The sequence below is a fragment of the Desulfoscipio gibsoniae DSM 7213 genome (genome assembly GCF_000233715.2).
Taxonomy (GTDB): domain Bacteria; phylum Bacillota; class Desulfotomaculia; order Desulfotomaculales; family Desulfallaceae; genus Sporotomaculum; species Sporotomaculum gibsoniae.
The window spans coordinates 828,219-848,707 of record NC_021184.1; the positions used below are offsets into that span (position 1 = coordinate 828,219).

Consider the following 20,489-nt stretch of genomic DNA (forward strand, 5'->3'; position numbering starts at 1 on the left):
AGACCGGGGGTATCTTTTATCTATCAATAAATCTCATAAGATAGGGAGGTTTTGAGCTGTCTACCACACTTTTAAGCCACCCTGACCAAGATTTAAGTGCTCATCTACTTGGAGTCAGCAGATGGACACAAATGCTCAGTGCCGGTCGTGAAGTAAAATTCTGGGACGCCGGTGTTTTAAATGATATTTTAAAGATTTTATCTTTTGCTCATGATTTTGGAAAAGCTACGCCATATTTTCAAAAATACATTGAGAATCCGTATAAACAGAAAAGTGGCCCCCTGGCCAGACATTCACTTCTGTCCGCCGTAGTTGGTTATAGATTGGCCAAATATTATTTTGAGGGTTACCGGGATGCACAAAAATTAAGCTTGTTTGTTTACGTGGCTATTAAAAGGCATCATGGTAATTTGCACAGTATTGAAGATGAATTCCTTACTTTTAGTGACCAGGATCAAGACTTACTTTTAAAACAGGTTAGATCCATTGACTTTTCAATGCTGGAAGAAACTTGGAAACCTCTCGTTATACAGTTGCCCCCCGGCTTATCCAAGATATTACCCTTTACCTGTGAAAAACTAGAAATTTGGATCAAGGATATGCAAGAGGAGCTAAATCAAATTAGTTTATGGTGGTTGTTAAATGAAGATAAAAATCAGTCTTTTCTTGGAGACAAAAATGAGCCTCAGGCTGAGTATAGTCTTGATAATTATTTCAAATTCTTATATATTTATTCCCTTTTATTGGATGCCGACAAAAGCCAGGTGGGGATAAGGGAATACCACAGGAATAACGTTGAGATATCCTTGAATTTGGTAGATGAATATAAGAAGCATAATCAATGGGACAGTACCGGACTTAACGATTTTAGAAATATGGCCTATGAAGAAATATCCGATAATTTATCCTTGGCGGATCAGGGTAATTTGTTTAAGATCACCCTGCCCACGGGTATGGGGAAAACATTGGCCGCATATAATTTTGCCTTCAGGTTAAGGGATAAAAGGCTTAAGAATAGGGGCATTCCCCCTAGAATTATTTATGCTTTACCATTTTTAAGCGTTATTGATCAGAATTACAATGTTTTATCCGATATCATGGAATTACAAGGATTGACCGGGCACAATATTCTTATAAAACATCACCATTTAGCTGATCCCGTTTATACAATGGGAAAGGGTGAAGATGAAATAACATATTCACCCAACGCTTCAAAGCTGCTAATTGAAGGATGGGCTTCGGAAGTGGTTGTTACTACTTTCGTCCAGTTGTTTGAGACCTTAATTGGATGGAGAAATAGTTGTTTGAGACGTTTTCATAATCTGGCCCATTCCATTATAGTTCTTGATGAAATTCAGGCTTTGCCGGTTTCTTACTGGCAATTGGCACAGCATGTTTTGGAGTACATGATCAACAACATGAATGTGGATATTATATTGGTTACCGCAACTCAGCCCAAGATATTTACGGGTGATATGAACCCCTTCGAACTTGTTAATGCTGAGCAATATTTTGGGAACATGGATAGAATTGCAATGAAAGTGGATTTATTCCCCAGGACCGTGAGCGAATTTGCAGATTCAATTAAAGACGAATTACAGGGGCAGGAAAGAAAAAGCTTTTTATTTATATTTAATACCATTGCATCGGCTAAAGAGTTTTACCAACTCTTAGTGAAAATGGTGGATGAGCCGGTGGCGTTTCTATCCACAGGTGTGGTGATGAAGGATAGAAGCCTTAGAATAAAAGATATTAAGGATAAGAAATACCGTTTTGCCGTCAGTACCCAGTTGGTGGAGGCGGGTGTGGATATAGATTTCGACGTGGTTTATAGGGACTTTGCCCCTATGGATTCAATAAACCAGGCTGCCGGACGCTGTAACCGAAATGGCCTGGGTGAACGTCGCGGGGTTGTAAATATAATTTACCTTGTTCGGGAAAACAAAAAAAGATCATATGCCGGTTTGATATACAACAATACCTCCCTTGATATAACCAAAAGGATATTAAAGGACAAAGGTATGATTTCTGAAAGTGAGCTTTTAGATTTAATAGATTTATATTTCCAACATGCCAAGGATTTGGGTAGGGCCAGTGAGTCCTTTCATTTGTTGGAGGCTTTGCAAAATCTAAGATTTAATTCAGGGGATAATCCAGATGCAGGGGTGAACGATTTTAGACTAATTAAACAGCGAGGTAATCGGGTTAATATTTTTGTAGAATTGGATCGGGAGGCGGAAGAAGTATGGTTGGAATATGAAGATATCGTTCAGCACTGTGAAGATTTTTATCAACGGCAGGAAAGGTTTGAAACAATTAAAAAGGATTTTTATCAATATGTAATCTCTGTTACTGTTAACGAAGGGATGTTTTTGCCCCCTGAGTTTAACAATTTTTGCTATGTTAGTAAGTTTCAGCTCAAAAGTTATTATGATAAAAACCTTGGTTTTGATACTTCTAACTATGAAAATATTTTTTAGCCATTTAACAAGTAGGTTTTTGTTTGTAAATACCTGGCTGGATTGAGTTTAAAATATGCCGGCTGCCGGGCTTAGTATAAAACACGACCTTCCCATGGCCGGCGCTATTATATACATTACGGCAATAATGCTCTTAACTGCCAGGTGGTTGCAAGTGATAAGCATTTTATGAGTTTAGGAGACGTCATCTTTATATGACACAATATCATAGGAGGTAGGTTTTTTGTGAATGCCAGGGAAATCAATGTTAGTGGCACCCTGGTGTGGTATTACTATATCTGCCCCAGGGAAGTCTGGCTAATTGGCCATCAGATTACCGCCGACCAGGATGATGCAAATGTGTCCCTGGGACGGTTTATTCAGGATTATACATATCCACGTGAGCGTAAAGAACTGGCGGTTGGCCAAAGTAAAATGGATGTTTTTCGTGTCACGGATGAGGGTTTGGTTATCGGAGAGGTCAAGAAAAGCTCCAAGTTCAAAAGTAGTGCCCGCATGCAGTTGGCTTTTTATTTAAGCGAGTTAAAGCAACGTGGTATAGAGGCCCGGGGAGAACTGCGTTTTCCCAAAGAAAAACGCAAAGAAGAAGTAATGTTGAACGAGCAAACTGAACGGGAGTTGGACAAGGTATGCCGGGAAATCCTACGTATTCTTTACCTTCCCGCCCCACCGGAGCCTAAAAAGATAAGTTTTTGCAGAAAGTGCGCTTATGCAGAATTCTGCTGGTCGTGAGCGGACAGTCGCAGGCATTTGGATTGCTTTAATATGGAACAGTTAATTGAATCTATTGGGAAGTGTTATTAATGAAGAAAACTCTATATGTTTTTTCCAGTGGCGAACTCTCGCGCAAGGATAATACCCTGTTTTTTGAAACAGAAGAAGGTCGGCGTTTCATCCCGGTGGAAGACACCGGGGAAATTATGATTTTCGGAGAGCTAACCGTCAATAAGAAACTGTTGGAGTTCTTATCTATAAAAGAGATTGTGCTGCATTTTTTTAATTATCATGGCTATTACATGGGTTCATTTTACCCGCGCGAACATCTAAATTCCGGATTTATGACATTAAGGCAAGCTGAGCACTACCTGGATGAGGAAAGGCGTCTAATCATAGCAAAGGAGTTTGTGCGTGGCGCGGCCAGGAACATCCGCCAAGTATTGAAATACTACCATGGCCGGGAAAAGGATGTGGCGCGTCAATTAAATGCGATTGAGAATTTAATTGCGCCCATAGATGAATGCAAGGATATATCAACACTGATGGCCTTGGAGGGGAATATCCGCGACCATTATTATCATGCTTTTGATGAAATAGTGGGCAACCCGGACTTTATCTTCCAAGAGCGCACCAGGCGCCCACCTAAAAATTATTTAAACACACTGATTAGTTTTGGGAATTCTCTAATGTATACTATTTGCCTCAGTGAAATATACAAGACACATCTGGATCCCCGCATCGGTTACTTGCACTCCACCAATTTTCGCCGTTTTACCCTGAACCTTGACTTAGCTGAAATATTTAAACCGATAATAGTGGACAGGTTAATCTTTTCCCTGCTCGGGAAGAAGATGATTACTAAGGAAAGTTTTGACCGGGTTACAGAAGGGATCATGATGAAAGAAAAGGCCAGAAAATGCTTTGTAGAAAACCTGGACGAAAAATTAAAAACTACCATTAAACACAGGGATATTGGGCGTCCGGTTTCTTACCGCAGGTTAATTCGGCTGGAATTGTACAAGATGGAAAAACATTTGATGGGGGAAAAAGAATATCAGGCTTTTGTAGCCAGGTGGTAGAATATAATTAAAGGTTGGTGAAATTACACTGTTCGTTATTCTGGTTTATGATGTTGGGCAAAAGAGAGTGGCTAAAGTATTGAAAAAATGCCGACAGTACCTTAACTGGGTTCAGAATGCCGTACTGGAAGGTGAGGTTTCAGACGCCAATCTAAAAAAGTTAAAAATGGAGTTGGAGCGAATTATTCACAAAGACGAAGACTCGGTCATATTTTACTCTTTGCGTACAACGAAATACTCTTCCCGAGAGATTATGGGTTTAAAAAAAGGAGGAGATGAAAATATAATCTAGAACAAGGGATAAAGTAGGAAAATCTTTGTCGTCGGTCTCCGATAGCGTATAAATGCTAGGGGATCGACGACACTTTGTAATTGAAAAAAACTTGTGGTATAAGGTTCCCGGGAATATTATCACCACAACCCCCAATGTGCTCTTAATTTAGAAGCCTTATTTTTGTGGAAACACGACGGGTTTTTAGACTACCTATGAGGAATTGAAACTGTTGTTGGGCGCGGGATTCCATTTGCCCGAAATATCGTTTTTAGACTACCTATGAGGAATTGAAACCCGCCGAGGCCAATTCATCTAAACCGGTCCCGCCGAGTTTTTAGACTACCTATGAGGAATTGAAACACACATCTGGCAAGGACACAGATTCTGGCTTTAGCAGTTTTTAGACTACCTATGAGGAATTGAAACCCGCCGAGGCCAATTCATCTAAACCGGTCCCGCCGAGTTTTTAGACTACCTATGAGGAATTGAAACACACATCTGGCAAGGACACAGATTCTGGCTTCAGCAGTTTTTAGACTACCTATGAGGAATTGAAACCAAGCAACAATCGTCCAGAGAAACCACACTACTGAAAGTTTTTAGACTACCTATGAGGAATTGAAACTCTAATATTCTATTCAGCACTGTGGCAAGCTCCCCCGTTTTTAGACTACCTATGAGGAATTGAAACTAGGTCCGGTATACCTTATCAGGCACAACTTCCCGCCGTTTTTAGACTACCTATGAGGAATTGAAACCTGGACAATCGTCACGCGCCTTGCGTTGACCTTTTCTGTTTTTAGACTACCTATGAGGAATTGAAACTGCGCTATGACGGTCTCACTGCAACAGCAGACCACCTCGGTTTTTAGACTACCTATGAGGAATTGAAACTTTTTAATTCTATCTCTATCTTGAATTAAGCGTAGTTGTTTTTAGACTACCTATGAGGAATTGAAACTTTTTGGAGATGGAAACAGGCGTAATTTTGATCCGGGTTTTTAGACTACCTATGAGGAATTGAAACCTGTCCTATATGTGGAATTAGATTCACAGGGATCAACGTTTTTAGACTACCTATGAGGAATTGAAACTATCTCGCACCCGGGGCAATGTTTTAGCCAGCGGGGTTTTTAGACTACCTATGAGGAATTGAAACTTGCGCAGAAGTCGTATACCTCCTCTGTCCTAGCGCCAGTTTTTAGACTACCTATGAGGAATTGAAACTTAATTCTTCTGCAATCATCAAATTTTACTTCTCGCGTTTTTAGACTACCTATGAGGAATTGAAACTCATTGTGCGGGTCATTTCCAAACCCCATTCCACGTGTTTTTAGACTACCTATGAGGAATTGAAACGCGTATCACCCACTAGGTGCTCACCTCTTTGTGTTCTGTTTTTAGACTACCTATGAGGAATTGAAACATGCCCTGTGCAAACATACTTACAAAGTTTGGACCCGTTTTTAGACTACCTATGAGGAATTGAAACCGCTCTCGGTTGATAACCTGTACCGCAAGTGGAAGGCGTTTTTAGACTACCTATGAGGAATTGAAACAGCTCCTTCATAACTCCGATTGTTGCCCCGGCCAGGTTTTTAGACTACCTATGAGGAATTGAAACTTTGTGTAATGCATTTAAATAGTTGCTCATAAAACGTTTTATATTTTATATTAAAATTAAGGTTATGGAGGAAAAACACAATGGGAATCGTCAAAAACATTCAGGGGGTGCTACAAGTGAAACGGTATGTAACCATTTTCTTGTTAGGAATGGTTCTATTTTATGGGGTAGGCTGTTCGAACACAACCAATAATTCTAACACGACAACCAGCCAAATAGTTTCAAAAAAGTACATTGAGAATAAGGGTTACAAAATTGTTTCATACGATGGTATATTCGAAGAATATGTACTGACAAAAGAAAAGATTACCCAAGAACCGTACATACAAGAGTGGGCAGTACAGAGCTTTGAACCCAAAAAATATCTTGAAAAGAAAATAACTGTTGAAAAGTTCACCGTTCAGAACCACCCTTTAGATAAATGGATTCCGATAGGTGGTCTTAACAATGATATCCAATCAACAGGAAAAACTGCAATATATGTTTTTGTGGTAGATAACAAAGCTATAGGCGGTTATTCCATACCAGCAGTTAAGGAAGGGAAAATTAAACTGGCAGACACAATGATCTGGTCTGTAGATGGCAAACATTTTTCTGAACTAAACCCTCATATTGATTCTGAACAGTGGAAAAAATCTTGGCAAGAAAAGTTTGAGTAATAAATAAGGTAACATCCCAAAACCGTTGTTACATATTATTAACATATAACGACTGACAATCCAGTATAATTGAAAAATCGCATTATCCATAGAGTGTATAATATGGTACTTTACGCACCTAACCCATGAAATGACTGTTATGTTTTGATTGTTAAGTGCAGCATCTATGATGTTTGAGCGAGCAGCAGACAATTTAATTACTGGTGATATGCTTGACATAATATAAGTTTCTTTCTCATGCATGCACCTTTCAATTTTTTCTAATTCGTAGTTTTACTTTATACTAATGGATAGATTAATCAAGGTTTATTCTTTTAAAGTCACAGCCAGTGTTCCAGGATATGTGGGTTAGAAAAAAGAACTTCTGTTGACCCTTGAACAAGTTTTAAGTAAGTACATGGTATTATAATTCATAATGGACATGTTTTTAAAAAAATGTTAAAATACCGTAAATTAAATAATAGTTCAGGTTCCCCGGCTATGTCGGGGTGAAAAGGGAACCGGGTGTAAATCCCGGGCGGTCCGGCCACTGTAAGTGGGGAGCGGCTCCCAAAGTGCCACTGTACCGGCACTCAATGGTTTACTGATTACATAATAATCACACTATTTTTGTATATACCATTGGGTGCCAGATGGGAAGGCGGGAGATTTGCTATGAGCCACAAGTCAGGAGACCTGCCTGAACAAAACACGATAACCTCCCGCGGAGAGGGTTAGTGTGGTTGCCTTAACTAAACAGGTAAAGTAACTTACTGGATAGATAACCTTAGCTTATGGGAGCTAAGGTTTTTTTAGTGTTTAATTAAATATTGTAACAGGTGTTACCGTTCGAGAAACGGTAGCTGAAATTCGGTTCACTTATTTGCTGTTAAGGCATGGTAGCCCAAAAAAAAATACTTGGGGCCGTAAACCTAAAACCAGCAAACCGGGCCTGTTCAAACACACCGCTGATAAATTTGGGGGGTGATTGAACTATGGTTCGCTAGGGGGCCGAAAAATAACTCATAGTCCCCGGCTATATAGGGGACTTTTATAGTTTAACGGCTTTAACAGGGTAATTCATTAATTTTTAAACTGATGGTGTTTGTGAGGATTTTTTTGATGCGCATTACGTGGGTTTAATGAATCTAGGGTTTGCGAAGGAAGGTGACAAATATGTTATGGTTACAGGGCGGTTTATTGGTTGCTACTTTAATCCTGGGTATTAAAACAGGGCTGATTTTGGGGACATCCTGGCTGAACCGGTGGTGGCTGATAATGATTTCGGGCATTTTCGGCATTAGCCTGTACGGTTTGGTGCTGGCTTTTAGCGCTCACCAGCAAGTGCTGGTTATGTTTTTGGATCGCTATACCTTTGTTGGTTCTTTACTGATGGCCGTACTTTTAATTTACCTTGGCTTACAACAAGGACCGGAGCAGGGGTGTTCTTCATTTAGGCAACCGGTTGAAAAAGCTCTAAAACTCGGATTCAGTCTTGGCCATTGGAAATTTATCCTTGGCTTTTTACCCTGCCCGCTATGTTTAGCTGCCCTGTCCTTTTCAATAATCTTAATCAGTCCCATGGTAGGCATGTCCTTGTCCGAACTTGGCCGGGTTATAGCCCTTCTCTTTTTAGCCCTGGTACTGGTTACTTCCGTAGCAATCAGGAAAATAGTTCAATTAGTTAAATTTAATCCTGCAACCATCTTTAACACCTTGTTACTATTTATCGGTATACTAACACTCACCTTTGCACTGACTGTCCCTAATTTTGTACAATCTATGGCCATGCCCTTAGCCCCTTTGACCATAAGCTCACCTCATTTGGTGGCTTTGGTGCTGGTTGTGATGGCTGGCCTGGGGCTTTGGGGGTATATCCTGTACCAAATTAGTTACGTAAAGGATTGTGATAACCAGTGAACATTCCCGGTTCAGAATATTTAACTAAAATTTTACATGCTACTTCACAGAGCTTGTTAATCCCCGTTGTTTTAGGACTGCTATTATTTTTGGTAATTGCTTTCACGGAGTTGGGCACCTTTGTGGCAGAGGGCAAAAGGAGGAAAGCTAACAAATCGGTAAATATGATGGAAGTCTTTCACAATGTGGGTAACATTGCACCCTGGCAGATGAAAAACCTGCAGCAGGTCATTGATAGCTGTTCATTGTTACCCCGTCAAAAGAATCTGCTTACCGCCCTTTTAGCAAAAGTTAATCTTTCTACTGAAGTTAAGCAGCTAATTGCCCGGGATATTCTTGATCAGGAAGAATTCCGGGCCAAAAAGGTGCTGGGCAAAACAGACTTGCTGGCCAAACTGGGGCCGGTAATAGGGCTTATGGGTACACTTATTCCCCTGGGGCCGGGCCTGGCCGCTCTTGGTCAAGGTGATGTGCGGGGGCTGTCTGAGGCGGTAATTATTGCCTTTGATACCACGGTGGCGGGCATTGCCGTCGGAGCCGTAGCTGCCCTGATCTCCAAGGTGCGGCGGCGCTGGTACGAGCAGGATCTGAGCAACATGGAATTGCTCTTGGAACTGGTGGTAGGAGGTGAAACACTTGCTGTCCAGGAAAATGAGGCGGGGCCGGCTGTCCGAAGAAGAAGTTGATCCCCTGGGCGGGTTGGGTAACCTGATTGATGTGATGCTGGTTTTTAGTTGCGGCTTGATGGTAGCCCTGGTGCTTTCCTGGAACCTGCAAAATATTATCTTTGCCAAGGTTAAGCCGGAGGAAAAACAGCGCTTAATGCAAAGCATACAAAAAGTAATTAATGTGGAGCGGGGCCAGGAGCTGGAGGAAGTGCCCCAAATACAACAAGGTGGGGGGGCCGGATACCAGGAGATGGGCACGGTGTATAGAGATCCGAAAAGCGGAAAGTTAATTATGATTGAAGATGGCAAAGAATAACGGAGGTGGCAAAGACTTAATGTTCTCAAGGACATATAAATTACGCAAGACTGCAATCTCTATCTTTCTGGTATTATTGGCCCTTGTTGTTACTTTGCTAATTAAAGTGCCGGTGGCTACAGCGGATGAAAATGTCAGCACTAGGGTGGTTATGCTTATAGGCAGTGAGGGATTTTTAATGCCCTTGGTGGATGCTTATGACAAGTTGGGGAACTATCCTATTGATTTGAAATTATTTAGTTCTAATGACTTGGTCAATGAAAAAAAAGTTCAGCAATTTAATCAATCTTTACAAGATGCCGATGTTTTTTTGTTGGAGATGATCGGTGGCAACGGTATCCAAACGGTAGGACCGTTGCTGCAAGACCTGCCTGAGGAATGGAAGGGTAAGGTGCTTTCTACTCGGAGCGGTTCTTTTCCGCAATATCCACAAATTGATGAGAGTCAGGATAGCTTTCTAGCCAATTATTTTAAGTATGGCGGCGTGGAAAACATGCGGCGGCTGGTATTGCATCTGGCCTCTACGTACGGGCAAGTTACAACCGGAGAGCAATTGGACCCGATCAATATGCCCGGCCGGTGCATCTATCACCCGGATGCTGAAGGATTAACTTTTAATGTGGACGGGCTGTACGGGACGGTATGTGATGCGGTTTATGAGGCCGGTAACGGGGCGACCCGGGGGTTGGTGGTAAATGAAGTCCACCGGGCGGTTTATGATAGTGTTTCAGCTTTCGTATACCAGCCGGATAATATGACCCGGACACTGGCCCGGTTGACGGTAAACCAGGCCGTGTATGACCGGGGCGGGGATGCTCCGGTATTTGAGGCCGGGGATCTTTACCAAACAGTGGCTGGGGCTGTATACCAGGCCGGGCAGGGAGATGAAGGGTTACAGGACTTTTATAACACTGTGCGCCAATCTGTTAGCGAGGCGGTTTACCAGGACGGTGGTTCAGATGCCGGGTTGGCTATAGATATGGTGTACAGCGCACTTTACGACCAGGCTGCACGGGACTACCTGGGAGATGCCCAGGCTATGGTTTACCGGGCGGTATACGATGCCCTTGCCGGACCGGAGCTTCCCGGGTTTGACCCTGCTCATGTATACCAAAGTGTGCATGATGCCGTATACTTGCCCACCGGCGGGGGAGGCGGGATAGGACTCCCGCCGGGTACTTTCGATACTTTAGGCGGTTATTTGGCATGGTATAAAGCCAGCGGGCATTTCAAAGAGGGGGCTCCATGGGTTGGTATCACTACCTATGATAGTTTTTTTAAAAATAGTGATAGCGACATGTTTCTGGCTGTCCAAAGGGAACTGGAAGCCGGAGAAGCCAATGCACTCCTGGTTTTCAGCGACAGCAGCAACCGTAAAACGGCGTTCCAGGACTTTTTTATGCCCGACGGCAAAAGACAGGTAGACTTTCTTATTGCGGCGGTGGGGTTTAACTTTATCTACGGCCAGCCGGAAGAGGGTATCGAGTTATTTAAACAGTTAAATGTACCGGTTATGGCACCGGTTTACAGCAGCAATCTGAATGAATGGCAGAGCAACCCGGCCGGTATAAGCAGCGAGGTGGCCTGGCAGGTTGCCTATCCTGAGCTGGACGGGCGTATTGAACCGGTGTTCATGGGTGGCAGTACGGTAGTCAGTGTAGATGAAAGTACAGGAGCTACTATAATCAAAAAAGTGCCTCTTTCAGATCGAGTTGAACGCCTGGTAGGCCGGGCACTGGCCTGGGTCAACCTGCAGCAAAAGGATAATACGGACAAAAAAATAGCTCTTGTTTATTATAACCATCACGGGGGCAAAGATGATATCGGTGCTTCCTACTTAAACAGCATTGCCAGCACAGCGGTTATCTTACAGGCATTGCGGGATAACGGCTACCGGGTGGAAGGTGAACTCAATCCCCAGGCGGTAGAAGAAATGATTCGTCAGCGTGGAAGGAATGTCGGCAGCTGGGCGCCGGGGGAACTGGACACACTGGTGCAGGCGGGAGTTTTACTCCTGCCGGTAGAGAAATACCTGGAGTGGTACGCCACCTTGCCCGGGGAGCTGAAGGCGCAGGTGGAAAAGGAATGGGGTCCGCCCCCAGGCAATATTATGGTTTATGAAGGTAATCTGGTTATTCCCGGCGCTACGCTGGGCAACATTTTCCTGGGCCCGCAGCCCGTACGCGGGTGGGGGGATGATCCCTCAAAAATCGCCCATTCACCTGCTTTGCCTCCCCCACACCAGTATATAGCTTTTTATTTTTGGCTGCAAAAGGAATTCCAGGCCGACGCGGTGATCCACCTGGGCACCCACGGTACCTTGGAATGGTTGCCCGGACGGAGCGTGGGGCTGGGGGAAGCTGACTGGCCGGATGTATTAATGGGCGATCTGCCGGATATCTACCCTTACATCATGAACAATCCCGGCGAAGGAACCCAGGCCAAGCGGCGGGGGTATGCGGTGACCATCGACCACCTGACGCCGCCCATGATCCAGCCCGGGCTCTATGGCGCACTGGACGAACTGCAGCAGCTGGTGCTGGATTACCAGTATGCGGTGAGTGGGGGCAATACAACCAGGGCAACCAACCTGCAGGAACAGATTATTGAAAAAATTAAGGCGAATAACCTTGATCAGGATCTGGGCCTTAATCTCGAAACGGCTGATTTTGCTCAGGTGGCCTCCTTGCTCCATGATTATTTGGAAGAGCTGTCAACGGAGCTCATGCCCTACGGTCTGCATACCTTCGGCTTGCCGCCCCAGGGAGAAATGCTGGACCTGATGGTTAATTCCATCATTAATTACGATGTGGCGGCTAGAGAAGGAAGCAGGGAGGAAATCAGAGAACGCCTGCTTTTGACTACTAACGAAATAACTAATCTGCTACGGGCACTTTCCGGTGAATTTATCGAGCCCGGGTTGGGCCGGGACCCGGTGCGGGTACCCGATGCATTGCCTACGGGTAGAAACATTGTTTCCTTTGACCCGCGCATGGTGCCTGATGCGGCAGCATGGAAAACGGGCAAAGAGGCGGCTGATCAGCTTCTGGAAAAATTTTATGCGGAGCAAGGGCGTTATCCGGAAACGGTGGGCGTGGTCCTTTGGGCTATTGAGACCATGCGCACTCAGGGAGAATCCGTGGCTCTAATCCTTCGTTTAATCGGTACCGAGCCGGTTTGGGATAAGAGCGGCCGGGTGAGTACGGTGAAGCTTACTCCCTTGGAAGAACTGGGGCGACCGAGGATTAACGTACTGGTGACCATTTCCGGCCTGTTCCGGGATACCTTTTCCCATACCGTGGGCGTGCTGGACGAAGCTTTCAGACAAGTTGCTTTATTGGAAGAGGATCCGGAAAACAACCTGGTGCGCAAGACCTATCTAACTTTGCGGGACAAGCTCCGGGAGCAGGGTCTGTCGGAACAAGAGGCAGACGATCTCGCGCAAGCCAGGATCTTTGGTGATGCTCCGGGAACCTACGGGACAGGCGTTTCAGAACTGGGTCAGGCCACCAGTGCCTGGGAAGACAGCCAGGATCTTGTGGACACTTACATGAACCGTATGTCCTACGTCTATGGCAAGACTGCTTATGGTGTGCCGGCTCAGGATGCCTTCCGGGAAATCTTAAAGAGCGTGGATTTGGTTACCCAGGTGCGGGATTCCCTCTGGGGTGTGTTGGATAACGATGACGTGGCCCAGTACCTGGGGGGGCTGAAACTGGCGGCGGAAGCGGCCTCCGGTAATAAGGTGCAGTCATATATCGTCAACACACGCACCGGCAGTCCCCGGGTGCAGACTTTTAGTGAGTTTGTCGGCACGGAATTACGTAGCCGGCTGTTTAACCCCAAATGGATCGAAGGAATGCTCAAGGAAGGTTATGCCGGGTCCCGGGAGATCGGTAACCACGTGGCGAATATGTTCCTGGTGGATGCCACTCTGGAGGGCATCGATGACTGGGCCTGGCAGCAGATAGCCGAAACCTTTGTTTTTGACGAAAAGATAATGAGCCAGCTGGATCCTTTTGTGATGCAATCTATCATCGGTTGGAACCTGGAAGCGGCGCGACGGCAGATGTGGCAGGCCGATCAGGAAACGTTGAGCAAACTGGCTGATAATTACATTCAAACAGTTACTCAATATGGCGTGGTTTGTTGTCACCATACCTGCAGCAACATTGTATTTAACGAGTGGTTGGCCAGTTATGCTACAGTGGACAGTGAGGCCATGGACAAGTTCAAGGAAGTTTTTTATACATCAACTGACCAAAAGCTGAATATAGCCTCCAAGCAAAACCAGGATCAAGATCACCATGCGCCATCACCGCACAGTTCGTCTTCCCGCAAGGCTTCTCCTGAACCGGTGGAGCAGGTGGAACAACTACAAATGAATGTTGAAGAACCGGTGGAGCAGGTGGAACAACCGCAAATGGATATTGAAGAAGCCGAGCCGCAAAGTACGCCGTCACCCGGGGCCGCGGCAGCGCCAAGTCAAAGCCAACAATTGGCGCAGTTGTCTACACCGGTGGGAGACAAACCGGCCCAGCACAATACTCAGCAAAATATACGTACAGAAACTCAACAATCTACGCAACAGGAAACCGCAAAGCCGGAACAGGGGCAAAAAAATGTCAAGGCATACGAAATTAAACAAGAATCAGCACATCAATCAAGTAGCACCGGCACTAAAGCTGTTTCCTTTATAGCTCTGCTGGCTGCCCTTGGACTGGTGGCCACCTTTTTCAAAGGATATATCAGTAAATAACGTAGGCCACTAAAAAAGTTAACCCTGCTCCTTACTCTGGAGATAAGTTTAGGGCTGGGAGTTGGAAAAAGGTTTTAATCCTGACTTTGACAGCATAAGAGGGTAAAAATAGGCCGCAACCCATATAAATAAAGGGGTTGCGGCATTCATATAGGGAGTGTAAATAATTCCGTGTAAATGGCTTGATCCCGCTATAAACTGGTTAAGCTAGTAATGGCTCTTTCCCGCTAGGAGGGTAAGGCTCTGCTGGAGAGCAACCTGAGCGCCTAACGGGGTTCTGCCGGGGATAGCAGAGGGGTAACCTGTTGCCCCTCATCCCTTACATTTATCCTTGAGGAGAACAAAAGCGTAAAACTCAATTTTTTTATATAGCCATCTCTGATTCTATCCTATCACCAAAGTATATGGCAAATTGGGAGATGCAATTTTTCCAATCTTTAACTGGCATAGTCCATTTTTTGGCTGCTTCAACGGTGGCCAGGTAAATAATTTTTTTCAGTGCATCGTCTGTTGGATAGGCAGTTTTAGTTTTGGTTACTTTCCGTAGTTGCCGGTGGTAACCCTCGATGATATTAGTAGTATAAATCATTTTACGGATTTCATATGGGTATTTAAAATAAGCTGTTAATTCAAGCCAATTCTTCTCCCAAGAACGAATTATAATGGGATGTCTTTTACCCCAGTTTTCTTTGAATATTTCAAAGGCTAACTCGGCCTCTTCCAGGGTTAACGCCTGGTATACTTGCTTAAGATCAGCCATCAGTTCCTTTTGTTCTTTGTATGGCACATACTTTAGGGAATTACGGATTTGGTGAATGATACAAAGCTGAATTTCGGTTTTGGGGAAAACCGTGTTTATAGCCTCGGAAAACCCGGAAAGCCCGTCTTTACAGGCAATCAGGATGTCTTGCACTCCCCTGCTTTTGAGATCATTACATACGCCAAGCCAAAAGCTAGCACTTTCATTTTCCCCAATCCAGATGCCAAGTATTTCTTTTTGGCCAGCCATATTTAGGGCCAACACACTATAGGCCGCCTTGTTTATTATCCGGTTATCTTTACGAACCTTGAAATGGATAGCATCAAGAAAAACAATAGGGTATATACGGTCAAGTGTCCGGGACTGCCACTCTGCAATCATCGGTAGTATTTTGTCTGTTATCTTGCTGACCATGGTAGGGGATACGTCGATACCGTAGATATCCCTCATGTGGTCCTCAATATCACGTGTAGACATACCCTTGGCGTACATGGCTATAATTTGGTCTTCAAGCTGGTTGGATGTCTTTTCATATTTGCCGATAATCCTGGGTTCAAATTCACCATTACGATCCCGTGGGATTTCTACTTCTGTCTTGCCAAACTTAGTTTGGATAGTCTTCTTATTGTAACCGTTGCGACTGTTGCCAGTATTATTGCCTTCAATGCTGTGTTTTTTATACCCGAGGTGCTCTTCAATTTCAGCCTCGAATATCTGCTGCAAGGTGTCCTTGAATAGATTCTTGAGCATCTCATGTACGTCTTCTACGGTGCGGCAATCCTTTGCTAATTCCTTGATCGTTTTGTCTTGCATGGCTTGCATAAATGGTCATCTCCTTTATTGGTAGTTATAACCATTTACACTAAATTAATTACGTTCTCTTCATATATTTTCAGAAATATGTAGGGGATACTTCATTTTTTACTGTTAGCTAAAATATTTTTTATATCACTAAGTCTAAGTCTTTTTTTCGTAAAATCAATGCCGAGAGCGTTACCGATGGCATCGGAGATCTCGCTTCGGTAATCGAACATGTAGAGGTTATCCTGCTCATTGGAGCAGGCGATTCTGTTTAGGCACTCAACAATCCTTTCCGCCGAGAAACGCCGTTCCGTTTTCTTCTGAATAAGCCGTAAGATAATGAGAGCAATGAAACAGGTGAGGAAGTGCGCACCGATGCGGTCTTCCCGAGAGACGTATACCGGGCGCGCCTCAAGCGTACCCTTCGTGACCCTGAAGGTTTCCTCAATCTCCCACAGCCCACGGTATGTATCAATAATCTCCCCATCGGACATATGCAGTTCACTGGTGACGATTGCATAATAACCATCGTACATTTCCTCTTGCGCAAGTTTATCAGAATCAAAGTATGGACGTTGCTTACCTTCAAGGACTTCACCCGTCTCCTTATCGAATTCCAGATGTTTGACGTACTTGGCCGCGCCGTAGGTTATGGCTTTGTTATACTTCTTTGGATCCGCCACAAGATCCAATGCCTTTTTCACAACCTCTTTCCGCTCCGCCCTTGCTTTGTCCGCGTACTTCTTTGCCCAGAACACAACTTGCTTTTCATACACAGTCTTCTTTGCCGTCTTGCCACTTTTCATGGTTACATTAATGTCCCGCGCAATTCTCCTGCTCTTTATTTTGAATTCGGCATCCTCGCCGGCCGGCTTGCCGTCAGTTCCGACATAACCCTCGTTATCAAGCACATAATTTTTAAAAGCGTCCGTGCCGCCGCGGACAGAAAAACTAAACACATATCCATTACTGTTCTTTCCGCCGGTCAGGTAATAAATGTTGTCGCCTGTGATGATCCCCATGTCGGCGACCACCACGATCCTGCCTGTGCCGTAATTCTTCCTGACTTCGCCGATGACGGAGCGGAATGTTTCTTTATCCAGCTTGTTTCCGGGAAAAAGTTCATAATGCAGCGGAATTCCGTCTGCGTCCATCGCAAGTCCCATTTGGACGACCGGGTCGTGGCGATGCTCTTTCGACCTGCCGTATTTACGTAACTCATCCGCCTCGTCGACCTCAAAGTAGAAATTCGTGACATCATAGTAGATCGTCTTTGTGTTGCTCCCGTATTTCTCTGCGATCTGCCCGTGCAGATACCGTTGGAATTCCTTGGCGATCTTTGCAAAATGCGAAAGGGCACGGTACACATCCGCAAGCGAAAAATTAAAGCGCTCAAAATAACGGCGCCGTTCTTCGAACGCCTTCTTCTTGGAACCGGGCGATAGTAGTCTGGAGACGACAAGCAACATCATGATGGAGTTAGTGTTAAACTTGAAACTTTCATTACGTGCTCGGTTATTGAAGAAGCGATGCAGTCCGAGTTCATGGTAGATCTTTAAGATTGCGACATAACCAAAATTTTTCCTGTCATCAGCCCCTTGGACGAGCTGTTCATCCATGTTGATGGTCAGTGTCAGCTTTTTCTTTTTGTTTTCTTCCTCCGTCATCTTGCGGGCGACTTCTTTGAAATGAGCGATGGGATCGTCATATTCCTTTTCCAGCTCATCCAAGTAACCCAGGGACTTTATGGTTCGATCAGTTGAAATATTGGTTACGGGGTTTCTGTATTTTTGGGCGATAACAAGATAGGTTCTGCCTGATTCTTTTCGATACGTTTTTTTGAGATACATAACAAGAAACCTCCCATATCTGCATAGCCAGACCATGTCTCTATTATAACATATTGTGCCAAATTATGCCACATAAAAATGAATAAAATTTAAAATAAAAAAACCCTTGCGGCCTTATGTCGCAAGGGTGTTCGGGTTTTCTCTAGTTAACTAGGCTGTTAAACTAACGGGGAGTTGGAAAAAGGTTTTAATCATATAGACAATTCAGTAAAAGTATGTTAAATTTTAAATATACGCTATATGAAAATAGGATGGTGAGAATCATCTGTTGGTCCGCTGAAGGCGGATATATTTTGAATATTTTTTTTGAAAAATATTATGCCATGAAGGTTTTTAACCTGCAGAAGCGGGGATTAACTTTCATGGCATTTTAATTTGGGTTAAAGGTTTAACCTTGGCATGCCTTTGACCTCGTTAAACAATTGTTCTACTACCGGGTTTGCACATGTACCGGTAGTATAATAGTTCCTTCTTTCAATCGGCGGATGGGGTTGGTAATCCTTAAACTAACTCTATCGCCGGGTTTTTCCCGCTGAATCTTAAGTAATAGCCATGAAGGTTAGAATTCCACAAGGAGTGGAGTTTTGAACTTCATGGTTTTTTTATTTCGTTAAGCATATTACATGAGAGGAGATGATGTATTGAATAAGATGGAAATCATGCGGAAAATTGAGCAGGAAGAAATAGTTATCATTCAAGAAGAGGTTAAAGTAGATTTTGATAATCGTCAGCAATCGCCTATCGGTTTTCAGTGGCATAACCGGCATTATGAGGTTTTAGAAGTATTAACAATGAGTAAAGATTTATGTGAAAATTTAAACTATCTAGTATTAACAAATAAAGGAATTTTTAAGCTGATATTGGTGAAAGATAATAACCAATTAACTATTTCTAAAAGCAAGTGGGTATTAAATTTCCAAGTGATGGAAGATATCGCCTATCCAAATAAGAGGGTCAATGCAGTCATTCACTGAAAACTATCAGGTCAATTTGCTTATTACCATGTTTTAGGCTTAGGATGGAAAAGGAGGGAAAAAATATGCAAAGAAAGTACCTGTTGTTGCTACTATTGGGTTGTTTGTTATGTGTATTTATTGCGGCCGGTTGTGGCGGGGAGGACGATAATGACGCTGCTGCTGACCGGCAGGATACTTCCGGTCAGCAGCAATTGATTGTCGCTATATCAACTGATGTGTCTAATTGGGATTTGGATAAGTTTCCCGAAGGCGATAGCCGGTTTCCCTGGTCACAAATTTATGAAACTCTAGTGCGGCTGGATACAGATTTAAAAGAGCAACCTGGTTTAGCTGTTTCCTGGGAGCCGTCCGAAGGGGGTAAGGTTTGGACATTTCACCTGCGTAAAGGGGTTAAGTTTAGCGATGGGTCACCGTTAAATGCCGAAGCGGTAGTATATTCATACAGCTCGCGAGCTGATGTAGTTAAACGCAAAATGCTGCCGGTACAAAGCATTGAGCCGGTGGATGAATACACCGTAAAGTTTACATGTTCTCAGCCTACGCCGCTGCCTTCCTATTTTACCCACGTCGCCTGGCCTGTGATGAGCCTAATGAGCCTGGATGACGGAGGAGCTTTCAAGGGTCCGATAGGTACGGGGCCTTATAAATTAGATAAGCACCTGACTGATCAGGAAATTGTAATGGTTCGTAACGAGCATTACTGGGGGGAGCCGGGCACGCTGGATAAGATTATATTTAAAGTGATTCCCGATGCTTCCGCCCGGTCAATGGCCTTGCAATCCGGTCAGGTGGATATGGCATTAAAAATTAACGAGTTTGATATAGAAAATTTGGAATCGCAAGCTGGAATTAATATTTACAAAAAACCTTCTACTTTTACTGATTTTTTGCAGTTTAATACTGAAAAATCTCCCTTTGACGATGTTAATGTGCGGCGGGCTGTGTCTTATACCGTAGACAGTGAAAAAATCGTGCAACAGATGTTGGCCGGTATTGGCGTTCCTGCCAAGGGCAGGCCCATTTCGCCGGTGATGCAGTTTAGTAAATCCGATTTGAAAATTGAGCCGGATATACAAAGGGCCAGGGATTTATTAGCTGCGGCGGGCTGGAAAGATACGGATGGGGACGGCATACTGGAAAATGGCGGGCAACCCTTGCAAGTTTCCATGCTGCTGGCTCCCTGGAGTCCCAGACAAAAAATAGAAGCGGAAGCCATCCAAGGCCAATTAAAGGAAGTTGGTATTGATTTAAAGCTAACGGTTATGGAAACCGGTGCCCTTACCGCAGCGGAAAAAGCAGGCGAATTTGATATATTGCTGCGTTCCGGTTACTACACCTGGGGTAGCTACCCGCATCATTTTAAAATTCACACCACCAACCATATGTATGGACACTGGGATAACAGTGAATATGACCGCCTGGTGGCACAGGCTGAAGCTGCTCTGGGTGAAAATGAAAAAAAAGAACTGTATAAAAAACTGCAGCAAATAATTATCGATCAGTTACCTGCATTGTATACCATTCACGAAGAAAAGGTGGTCGCCACCCGGGATTGGGTAAAAAATTATCAAATCACATCTGAGGATCCCTGGCTTAATCTAGCCGGGGTAAAGGTGGAAAAATAAG

The 20,489-nt window shown here is 44.1% G+C and carries 13 protein-coding genes, 1 CRISPR repeat array and 1 riboswitch; of the genes, 11 read left to right on the forward strand and 2 right to left on the reverse strand.

What is annotated here, in order from left to right; translation table 11 throughout:
- Positions 1-56 precede the first annotated feature (56 nt).
- The 9 genes from cas3 (at position 57) to DESGI_RS03880 (ending at position 14,475) form a co-directional block, all read left to right on the forward strand.
- Positions 57-2,480: a CRISPR-associated helicase Cas3' gene (gene cas3, locus DESGI_RS03840; RefSeq protein ID WP_281168112.1), complete on the forward strand. Its 2,424-nt coding sequence runs from the start codon at positions 57-59 to the stop codon at positions 2,478-2,480.
- Positions 2,481-2,705: 225 nt separating this feature from the next.
- A complete protein-coding gene (gene cas4 / locus DESGI_RS03845) occupies positions 2,706-3,212 on the forward strand; it encodes a CRISPR-associated protein Cas4 (RefSeq protein ID WP_006521014.1) in 507 nt (168 codons plus the stop codon).
- 71 nt (positions 3,213-3,283) lie between these two features.
- Entirely contained in the window at positions 3,284-4,276 is a 993-nt protein-coding gene (gene cas1b, locus DESGI_RS03850) for a type I-B CRISPR-associated endonuclease Cas1b (protein ID WP_006521015.1), read from the forward strand.
- 28 nt (positions 4,277-4,304) lie between these two features.
- The gene (gene cas2, locus DESGI_RS03855; protein WP_015617912.1) at positions 4,305-4,568 is read left to right on the forward strand and encodes a CRISPR-associated endonuclease Cas2; all 264 of its coding nucleotides are present in this window, start codon (positions 4,305-4,307) and stop codon (positions 4,566-4,568) included.
- Positions 4,569-4,747: 179 nt separating this feature from the next.
- Positions 4,748-6,174: direct repeats of the CRISPR family, unit length 30 nt; unit sequence GTTTTTAGACTACCTATGAGGAATTGAAAC.
- Between the two features lie 80 nt (positions 6,175-6,254).
- Positions 6,255-6,833: a hypothetical protein gene (locus DESGI_RS03860; protein ID WP_006521017.1), complete on the forward strand. Its 579-nt coding sequence runs from the start codon at positions 6,255-6,257 to the stop codon at positions 6,831-6,833.
- A gap of 450 nt (positions 6,834-7,283) precedes the next feature.
- Positions 7,284-7,530, forward strand: a riboswitch (cobalamin riboswitch).
- A gap of 458 nt (positions 7,531-7,988) precedes the next feature.
- Positions 7,989-8,732: a DUF2162 domain-containing protein gene (locus DESGI_RS03865; RefSeq protein WP_006521018.1), complete on the forward strand. Its 744-nt coding sequence runs from the start codon at positions 7,989-7,991 to the stop codon at positions 8,730-8,732.
- On the forward strand, positions 8,729-9,418 hold the full coding sequence (locus tag DESGI_RS03870; protein ID WP_006521019.1) for a MotA/TolQ/ExbB proton channel family protein: 690 nt from the start codon (positions 8,729-8,731) through the stop codon (positions 9,416-9,418). The genes DESGI_RS03865 and DESGI_RS03870 overlap by 4 nt, the downstream gene beginning before the upstream one ends.
- Complete coding sequence (locus DESGI_RS03875) at positions 9,360-9,716, forward strand: DUF2149 domain-containing protein (RefSeq protein ID WP_157872715.1); 357 nt, start codon at positions 9,360-9,362, stop codon at positions 9,714-9,716. The genes DESGI_RS03870 and DESGI_RS03875 overlap by 59 nt, the downstream gene beginning before the upstream one ends.
- 19 nt (positions 9,717-9,735) lie before the next feature.
- Complete coding sequence (locus DESGI_RS03880) at positions 9,736-14,475, forward strand: cobaltochelatase subunit CobN (RefSeq protein WP_006521021.1); 4,740 nt, start codon at positions 9,736-9,738, stop codon at positions 14,473-14,475.
- A gap of 364 nt (positions 14,476-14,839) precedes the next feature.
- Here the strand turns inward: DESGI_RS03880 and DESGI_RS03885 are convergent, their stop codons facing one another.
- Positions 14,840-16,057 (reverse strand): IS256-like element ISDgi1 family transposase, encoded by a 1,218-nt coding sequence (locus DESGI_RS03885; RefSeq protein WP_006521022.1) that lies wholly within the window; start codon positions 16,055-16,057, stop codon positions 14,840-14,842.
- 92 nt (positions 16,058-16,149) lie between these two features.
- The gene (locus tag DESGI_RS03890) at positions 16,150-17,886 is read right to left on the reverse strand and encodes an IS1634 family transposase (protein ID WP_015617913.1); all 1,737 of its coding nucleotides are present in this window, start codon (positions 17,884-17,886) and stop codon (positions 16,150-16,152) included.
- A 641-nt stretch (positions 17,887-18,527) separates the two neighbouring features.
- Between DESGI_RS03890 and DESGI_RS03895 the strand changes: the two genes are divergently transcribed.
- Together DESGI_RS03895 and DESGI_RS03900 are read left to right on the forward strand one after the other, a co-directional pair.
- On the forward strand, positions 18,528-18,860 hold the full coding sequence (locus DESGI_RS03895; RefSeq protein ID WP_006521024.1) for a hypothetical protein: 333 nt from the start codon (positions 18,528-18,530) through the stop codon (positions 18,858-18,860).
- A gap of 65 nt (positions 18,861-18,925) precedes the next feature.
- Positions 18,926-20,488, forward strand: coding sequence for an ABC transporter substrate-binding protein (locus DESGI_RS03900; protein ID WP_006521025.1), 1,563 nt, complete (start codon positions 18,926-18,928; stop codon positions 20,486-20,488).
- Position 20,489: the final 1 nt, after the last annotated feature.